We start from the raw sequence: 8,497 nt of genomic DNA on the forward strand, positions 1-8,497 counted from the left end.
CCATCCCAATAGCCAAATCGACGATCTCTTGCCCTGGGCCTACGCCCCCGCCATCAAAGCCGTGGCCTGAGAACATCGCTTACGGAATAGCGGGGCGCTTGAAGAGTTCAATCATTCGGCGAGTCCTGGGCGATTCGCCCGTCAAGCGCGCCGAGGCTGGCGCCCGCGTGTCATTCAGCGCCGAAGGCGGCCGCCCGCGTCGTTGTGTTCTACCTATTGATATCGATCCGATAATACCTGTTTCGGGCGGGGCGCCGATCGGCGCCGGTCGGGCCCCCGTCTGAAGCGTGAGTTCATCAATATTTGGAGTGCCTTGTGACCAGTGGCGGCAGGGTCCTGTTTTGATTCGCGCAACTCGCCGAGACCGCCGGCAGCAGTATGGGCCAAGAGTGACTCCGGTGAAGAGCATATCGAGAACAAACTTCAGTCGGCGAACTACGCGGAAGCCCGATGGCTGACGCGTCGACGCGCGCGGCGCAGCGTCCTATAGCATCGCTATAGACTCGCATGTATAGCGGTGCTATACACGCTCATGGACACGCGCGAAACACTGGTGGCGGCAGCCCTGACGGTCCTCGAACAAAACGGGGCGGAGAAGTTCTCGACGCGTGCGGTGTGCTCGATCGCGAATGTCACCGCGCCAACGCTTTATCATCATTTCGGTAGCGCGGACGGTCTCCTGAGCGCCGCAGTGGGGGAGGCCCACCGGCAGTTCCTCGCGAGCAAGAAGGCGGCGATCCAATCGTCCGATCCCGTTTTGGCGCTTCAGGAGGGATGGGACGACTTTGTGCTGTTCGCGGCTGAGCGCCCCAGACTCTACGCGGCGATGATGACGCGCCTGCTGCAGGGCGGCGACATCCCGGCTTTCGGGCAGGGGTATGCGCTGCTGATCGAACGTATCGAAGCCATCGCGGCTGCCGGCCGGCTTGCGATGGCGGTGAAAGATGCGGCCCAGACGGCCTGGGCTTCGTCGAATGCCGCCGCCCTTCTGCATGTGGCAGCGGCGTTGCGGGTGACAGCGGCGCTGCAGCCACCCGATCCTGCCGTCATCGACGGACTACGCGACCGCGCGATGAAGGTCATCTGCAAGCCCGGGTCGAAGCGAATACGCCCATGAAAATTCTCGTCACCAACGGCTGCCGCGCGCTCCGCGAGCTTCTGATTCCCAAGCGCTGGGATGACAGGCGCGAGGCGTTCGCGCCGCGCGGTCCGCCTCATCGGATCAAACGCGAGTGCTGAGATTGCGGCCCTGATGGGCTGCTTACGGCGCAATTGATTCAAATCAGCGGGACGCAGGAGCCCGACCTTATCGCCAAAATCAAACCTGACTTTGGAACGGAGTTGCACGCCTATGAAAATCGACTTCCTTGCCGCCAGCGCGGCGATTGCAGTTCTGACAATGACCATGGCGACGCCCTCTGCGCTCGCGCAGCAAGTTTCGTCTCGAGACCCTAAAGCGGTGAAAGCGGGAGACTACAAGGTTGAGCCTCGTCACACCCAGGTCAGTTTCTCGATCTCCCATTTTGGCATCACGGATTTCTCCGGATTCTTCTCCGGCGCCTCTGGGGCCTTGCGGCTCGACTCCTCGGCCGCCTCAGCATCCGAGCTTGAAGTGTCAATTCCCGTGAGTTCGATCCTGACGACGGTCCCGCTTCTGGATGATCAACTGAAGAATGATCAATGGTTTGACGTAGCGAAATATCCCAACGCCACGTTCACGTCGACAAAGGTCACTCCGACCGGAAATGACAGCGCCACCATCACCGGCGATCTGACGCTTCACGGCGTCACCAAACCGATCACTCTGAAGGCTCGCCTCATCGGTTCGGGCGCCAACCCGCTCGACAAATCCTTCAATGTCGGCTTCGAGGCCGTTGGAACAATCAAGCGGAGTGATTTTGGCATCAAGCAATACGTGCCGTTGTTGGGCGACGACGTCGCTCTGAAGATCGCCGGCGCGTTCGTTCTTCAGCCATAGCGCCATGCAAAGGGATTATTCCACCGGCCGCTACACGTCCGTCGCCATCATCCTTCATTGGGTGATGGCGTTGGGGATTGCCGCGCTCGTCGCAATGGGCCTTGCGATGACGCATCTCAAGCTCGACCCAGCGCGATTGTTCCAGCTCTACCAGCTCCATAAGTCGATCGGCGTCACGGTCTTCCTTGCTGCGTTCTTGCGCCTCGCATGGCGACTGTCTCACCGGCCTCCGGATTTGCCCGAGACGATGCCTACGGTCGAAAAAGCGGCCGCTAGGAGCGGACATTTCCTGCTCTACGCTTTCCTGTTTGCTCTGCCAGTCACTGGCTGGGCATTGGTCTCGGCGTCGGCGTTCAACATACCGACAGTCCTTTACGGGATCGCGCCATGGCCCGATCTTCCCGTACTTCCGACGCTTGCCGACAAGGCTCCGGTAGAAGCGCTTCTAAAGCTTATCCACGCATACGGCGCATATGCCCTGACGGCCATTGTCGCCGTGCACGCCGCAGCGGCGCTTCGGCACCATTTCATCATTCGCGACGACGTACTGAGGCGGATGCTTCCTCGCCGCGGTCAGCCGCGAGTCGGGCTGTCTCCCAGGAAGGAACGCTCTCCATGACGTCATTCCGAAGGGCCGCGATCCGGTTCGCGGCGCCAAGTCTTCTAATGACGACGCTTACCGCGGCCACTTCGGCCGCCAACGCCGCTGACTGGAAACTCGATTCCGGTGAAAGTAAATTGGGCTTTTCAGGCACTCAGACCGGAACGAAATTTCAAGGCGCCTTCACCCGTTACAACGCGGTGATCGAATTCGATCCCGATCATCTCAACGCTTCCCATATCGCCGTGTCGGTCGACGTGGCGAGCGCCACGACAGACGATAAGCAACGCGACGCGACGCTGCCGGGCAAAGACTGGTTCGACGCCGCGCAATTTCCTACGGCGAAGTTCGAGACCAGCGCCATCCGTCGAAAAGGCAAAGACGACTACGAGGCCATGGGAACACTGACTCTTCGCGGTGTCACCCAGCCGCTCACGCTCCCGTTCACTTTGGAGACGAATGGAACATCCGCCCACGCGAAGGGACATGCCGAGCTGATCCGCAGTGCTTTCGGGATTGGTCAAGGTCCTTGGACCACCGACCAGTGGGTGGCGCTTAGCGTCGGCATCGACATCGACGTCATCGCAACACGAGAGAACTGACGTCGATCATTCCAGGAATCGATTTATGGACCCGAACTTCGTTCGAGACCCGCCCGCCCCATCTGGACCGTTTGAAGGTCAGGGCATCGTCGTCATGACGGGCGCGACCGCCGGCATCGGCCAGTTCGCCGCCCAACGGATCAACTGCACCACGCGAGCGCGCCTCATTGTCGGCGCACGCGGCGCGCAGCCGCGATGGGGCGAGGCCCTCAAGCTCGACCTCGCCAGTCTCGCGAGCGTTCGGTCCTTCGCCGCGACGGTTGAGAAGGAAATCGCTGGCGCGAAAATCGACGTCCTTATCCTCAATGCGGCGCTTGGCACTGCGCCGGCCGGCGCGACGACCGAGGATGGTTTCGAGGCGACCTTCGCGGTCAATCACCTGGCCCATTATCTGCTGCTGCGTCTGCTGATACCGCTGTTGGCGACTGGAGCGCGGGTCGTCATCACCACCAGCAACACTCATGATCCGCGGACCAGCCCGGCTCCGCCACGTCATGCCGACGCAATCCGTCTCGCCCATCCCGAGACCGATCCGGAACGCGATAGGTCGGCGTTCACGGGCGCCTTTCGCGCCTATTCGTCGTCCAAGCTTTGCAACTTGCTCACCGCGCGGGCGCTTGCCGTCTCGCCACTCGCTCGGGAACGCAAGCTCACCGTCATCGCTTTCAATCCCGGCTTCACGCCGGGAACGGGGCTCGGCCGCAACCTACCCTTGCCGCTGCGGCTGGTGATGCAGGTCGTACCCTGGATAATAGGTCGCTTCCGGCGCATCAACACTGCAGCGCATGGCGGCGAAACACTCGCCGACCTTGCGCTCGGCCGGATCGAGCCGCCCGAGGGGCATCTTTATGCCTCGATCGTCAGCCGGGAGCTCGCCTGGCCCGATCCATCCGAGCTCGCGCAAAATGACGATGTCATGGCCAAGCTTTGGGTTGATAGCGCGCGTCTCGTCGGCGTGCGGGAGGCGCCCTAACCATGCGAAAGCCACTCTCACTCCTGGTCGCCTGCGTCGGTGCAGCTCTCTTGTGATCTGCCCCTCTGAAGTGGTCCCCGGACTTTCCTAGTCGTGGGACGGACTGACTACCGAAACAATGGAAGCCGCCCATGAACTCGTCGAGACGGGGGATGATCGGCAAAGTCGTCATGTTACCCAACCCGTTCCGACGACCTCATCACGACGTACAGGCTATCGGCGGTGCGATGGTCGCGGCGACTCGCTCAGGACGCGACCGCGAAGTCCGTCGAAGCACTGAGGTCGCTCCATTTGCGGTCGGCCTCGGCCTTTCGCGCGTCGGCGCTCTCGACGATCCTGACCGCATCGCTGCCGAGCAGCAGACGGAGCGGCGGATCGTCCATGCCGACGACTTTGAGGATCGCCTGGGCCGCCCTGGCTGGGTCGCCGGGTTGCTTACCGTCGTAGTCACGCTGGAACCGCGCCGCTTGGCCCACGGTGGCGTCGTATTCCTGGCGGATCTTATGGATCGTCTGAGACGAGCCCGCGAAATCGGTCCGAAAACCGCCGGGCTCGACGATGGTCACCTTGACGCCCAGCGGCGCCAACTCAGTCACCATCGCTTCCGAAAAGCCCTCGACCCCAAACTTCGCGGCCGAATAGGGGGCCCGGCCCGTCGATCCGATCCGTCCCCCGACAGACGAGAAGTTGAGGATGTGGCCTGATCTTCGTCGCTATGAGCGGCAGTCTCGTCCGAAGAGCGGTTCATTCTTGAATTTCAAAAATGGACTCTGAGAATGGACGTTCGAGTAGAGATAATTCAGCCTACACGGTAATGGTCGTGGCAGCAGTGGCGGCGGCAGGCACCGTTGATGGACGAAACCGAGAAAGAAGGAGATGTTGCGCGCATTCGAGCCCGGCTCCGGTCCCTGGAAGCCGAACGGGTAAAGCTTGAGAATAAGCTTAGCGAACTGCAGCGTCGGCCGGCGCAGTTTGCGTTCTTCGACAATTTATCGACAGGCGCCAATCATCCAGTTGTAACCGCAACTTCTTCGATATTCGACAAGGTCGCGCTCTTTCGGCGGCTGTTCGCCGGGCGCTCCGACGTCTTCCCAATCCGCTGGGATAACCGAAAAACCGGAAAGGCCGGGTACGCTCCTGCCTGCGCCAACGAATGGGTGAAAGGCGTATGCGGCAAGCCGCAGGTCAAGTGCGGGGAGTGCCCGCATCAGGCGTTCATCCCAGTCTCGGACGAGGTGATCGAGAGACATCTTCGCGGCGCCGACAACCAACGACCCTCGGCCAATGACTTCGTCGCGGGCGTCTATCCCTTGCTGCAGGACGAGACTTGTTGGTTTCTGGCGGCCGATTTTGACAAGGAGACCTGGGCCGCTGACGCTTCAGCCATGATCGACACTTGCATCGCGAAAGGAATTCCGGCCGCCCTCGAACGGTCCCGTTCCGGGAATGGGGGGCACGTTTGGACATTCTTCGCCGAGCCGATGCTGGCGCGAACGGCCCGCCAACTCGGTGCTGCGATCGTGACGGAGACAATGGAGCGCCGCCCCGAGATCGGTTTCACGTCATATGATCGCTTCTTTCCAAGTCAGGACACGATGCCGATCGGCGGGTTCGGCAATCTGATCGCGTTGCCCTTGCAAGGAAGGGCGCGCGAGCACGGCAATAGCGTCTTCATCGACAGGGAACTTCGGCCCTACGAAGATCAGTGGGCGTTTCTTTCCTCCCTCCCACGGCTTTCCGTCGAGGCTGCGTCGCAGATCGTCGCCGATGCGGAAATGCGTGGCCGGGTGCTGGGCGTACGAATGCCGGTCGAAGACGAGCGTGCGGACGAGCCATGGCGTATGTCGCCGTCGCGGCGGCAGGAACCAAACTCTGTTGGCGCGCCTTTGCCGGACAAGGTCGATGTCATCATTGCTGATCAAATTTACGTCGACCGGATCGGGTTGCCGCCGGCGATGACGGCGCGCGTCATCCGCGTGGCGGCTTTCCAAAACCCCGAGTTCTATCGTGCGCAAGCCATGCGGCTGCCAACATTCGGCAAGCCACGCATGATTTCTTGCGCTGAGCTTCATCCCCGCCACATTGGGTTGCCTCGGGGCTGCCTTGAGGAAATCGCTGAGCTGATCCGCGCGCAAGGCGCCCAGGTCGTGATCGAGGACCTGCGGACGGCGGGGACGCCACTCGCAGCAAGCCTTCGATTCGAGGGCGTGCTGCGCGGCCCGCAGAAGAAGGCGTTCGATGCGCTCGCGCCACACGATTTTGGCGTGCTTGCGGCCACGACTGCCTTTGGCAAGACGGTCGTCGCCGCTGCGCTCATCGCTAAGAGGGCGCGCAACACCCTCGTTCTGGTTCATCGTCGCGAACTGATGATTCAATGGGTTGAACGTCTCAAAACATTCCTCAATATCGATCCAAAGGAAATCGGCATCATTGGCGGGGGGCGTCGCAAACCGACAGGGCTCATAGACATTGCGCTTATCCAGAGCCTTGTCCGTCATGGTGAAGTCTCGGATCTGGTCGCGAACTATGGCCATCTCATCGTTGACGAATGCCATCACCTGTCGGCGGCCAGATTTGAACTCGTCGCGAGACGAGCGAAGGCGCGATTTGTCTTAGGGCTTTCCGCGACCGTCGCTCGCAAGGATGGGCATCACCCCATAATCTTCATGCAATGCGGCCCCGTCCGGCATCGTGTCGATGCTCGTACGCAAGCCGCGGAGCGGGGCATCATACATCGCGCCAGGCATCGGTCCACGGGTTTTCAGTTGCCGACCCCGCTGGCTGGGTCGGATCGCCCTGCTATGCCAGCCATCTACGCCGCACTTGCGCAGGACGAGGCGCGCAACGATCTGATTTTCGACGACGTGCTGAAGGCTCTCGAGGCTAAGCGCTCGCCGGTCGTCCTAACGGAGCGCAAAGACCATCTTGAAAATCTGCAAAACCGGTTTTCGCGCTTCGTGCGCAACCTCGTTGTGCTGCGAGGCGGAATGTCCGCCACCGAACGCAGGTCGTCCGAGGAAGCGCTTCGAATCTCCAATGACCAGGAGCGGCTAATCCTGGCGACGGGTCGCTGCATCGAAGAAGGCTTCGATGACGCCAGACTCGATACGCTCTTCCTGACGATGCCCATCTCCTGGAAGGGCACGCTGGCTCAATATGTGGGCCGGCTGCATAGACAGCATGATGGAAAGGCAGACGTTCTCGTCGTCGACTATGTCGATGAGCTGGTTCCGGTGCTGGCGAGAATGGCGACGAAACGAAAAGCCGCGTATCGGGCGCTCGGCTATCGCATCGAATAGCCGCCGTCATTCGCAAGTCATCCGCTCATGATCAGCAAAGTCGACCAAGCAGGGTAGGGGTCGGCAATGGTCGATTTCGATTGCAGTGCTTCAGCGGATTTGTCGCTTGTTTCGGTTGCTCGCATGAGCGACGAAGACGCGCGCAACGCTCTTATGGCGCTTCGCTGGGCGTCGTCGAATGGTCGTCCCATATGCCCAAGGTGCGGTCATGACGAGGTATATTTTCGCAAATCCAGGCGGACGTTCCTCTGCAAGCGATGTGTGAAAGATTTCTCCATCGTCTCGGGGACCATTTTCGCCTTCTCAAAGGTTTCGGCCAAGGACTTGCTTCTCGCTGCCTGCCTATTCGTGGGAGGCGCCAAGGGCGTGAGCGGACTGCAGCTCTCTCGCTACATGGGAAGACAGTACAAATCGAGCTTCGTGTTGGCCCACAAGATGCGCGAAGCGATGCAACGTCCGGATTTGGGATTGCGCGGGGTGGTGCAGGTGGATGGCTGCACAATCGGTGGATATCGATTGGCCGCAAACGCAGTCGGGGAGTTTGGCAAACGATACTATCAGAAAAAATTTGGAAACAGGCGTGTTGTTGTTGTGGCAAGGGAGCCCTTTGGCAATACGAAAGCGTTCGTCGGCAAAAAGGAATCAGATTCCCTTGTGGCAGTGAGCGAGACGCTTGCCGCTGACACGATCATCCAAGCCGACGGCTCAAGGGCTTGGAATAGCCTCGCTCGCCAATTTGATCTCATGCGAGTGGAGCATGACAAAGCGTATTCCGAAAACGGCGCGCACACGAATTGGGCGGAATCGTATTTCGCTTTGCTTCGAAAGATGCAGTACGGAATCCATCATCAAATTGGCGCTCAGCATCTCGAGGCATACGCCAATGAACTGGCTTGGAGGCAAGATAATCGCGAAATGAAGGAGAGTGAGAAAATCACATTTCTCCTGACACGTTGCCTTAGAGTCCGTCCCATAACTTCGCGATTAATTACATAGCTTTCGGAGCATGAGGCGGATCGAGGCGAGGCGGAGGAAAATGAAGGC

7 protein-coding genes and 1 pseudogene are annotated in these 8,497 nt (G+C 60.3%); 7 read left to right on the top strand and 1 reads right to left on the bottom strand.

Translation table 11 applies throughout. The features are described 5' to 3' along the window. Positions 1–532: 532 nt before the first annotated feature. The 5 genes from GSQ90_RS23345 (at position 533) to GSQ90_RS23365 (ending at position 4,154) form a co-directional block, all read left to right on the top strand. Positions 533–1,117 (top strand): TetR/AcrR family transcriptional regulator, encoded by a 585-nt coding sequence (locus GSQ90_RS23345; RefSeq protein WP_158817378.1) that lies wholly within the window; start codon positions 533–535, stop codon positions 1,115–1,117. A 234-nt stretch (positions 1,118–1,351) separates the two neighbouring features. Next, positions 1,352–1,978, top strand: a complete 627-nt coding sequence (locus tag GSQ90_RS23350; RefSeq protein WP_158817379.1) for a YceI family protein — start codon at positions 1,352–1,354, stop codon at positions 1,976–1,978. Positions 1,979–1,982: 4 nt separating this feature from the next. After that, positions 1,983–2,597, top strand: coding sequence for a cytochrome b (locus tag GSQ90_RS23355; protein ID WP_158817380.1), 615 nt, complete (start codon positions 1,983–1,985; stop codon positions 2,595–2,597). A gap of 47 nt (positions 2,598–2,644) precedes the next feature. Continuing rightward, positions 2,645–3,181, top strand: a complete 537-nt coding sequence (locus GSQ90_RS23360; protein WP_210254951.1) for a YceI family protein — start codon at positions 2,645–2,647, stop codon at positions 3,179–3,181. A gap of 25 nt (positions 3,182–3,206) precedes the next feature. After that, positions 3,207–4,154, top strand: a complete 948-nt coding sequence (locus GSQ90_RS23365; RefSeq protein ID WP_210254952.1) for an SDR family NAD(P)-dependent oxidoreductase — start codon at positions 3,207–3,209, stop codon at positions 4,152–4,154. Positions 4,155–4,399: 245 nt separating this feature from the next. Here the strand turns inward: GSQ90_RS23365 and GSQ90_RS23370 are convergent. Then, positions 4,400–4,858 (bottom strand): annotated as a pseudogene (locus tag GSQ90_RS23370) (SDR family NAD(P)-dependent oxidoreductase); the annotation flags it as partial. Positions 4,859–5,005: 147 nt separating this feature from the next. Here GSQ90_RS23370 and GSQ90_RS23375 point away from each other — a divergent pair. Both GSQ90_RS23375 and GSQ90_RS23380 read left to right on the top strand, forming a co-directional pair. Further along, positions 5,006–7,453, top strand: coding sequence for a DEAD/DEAH box helicase family protein (locus GSQ90_RS23375; RefSeq protein ID WP_158817382.1), 2,448 nt, complete (start codon positions 5,006–5,008; stop codon positions 7,451–7,453). A 66-nt stretch (positions 7,454–7,519) separates the two neighbouring features. Next, entirely contained in the window at positions 7,520–8,449 is a 930-nt protein-coding gene (locus GSQ90_RS23380; RefSeq protein WP_158817383.1) for an IS1595 family transposase, read from the top strand. Positions 8,450–8,497 lie beyond the last annotated feature (48 nt).

The organism is Methylocapsa sp. S129 (assembly GCF_009765995.1).
Taxonomy (GTDB): Bacteria; Pseudomonadota; Alphaproteobacteria; order Rhizobiales; family Beijerinckiaceae; genus Roseiarcus.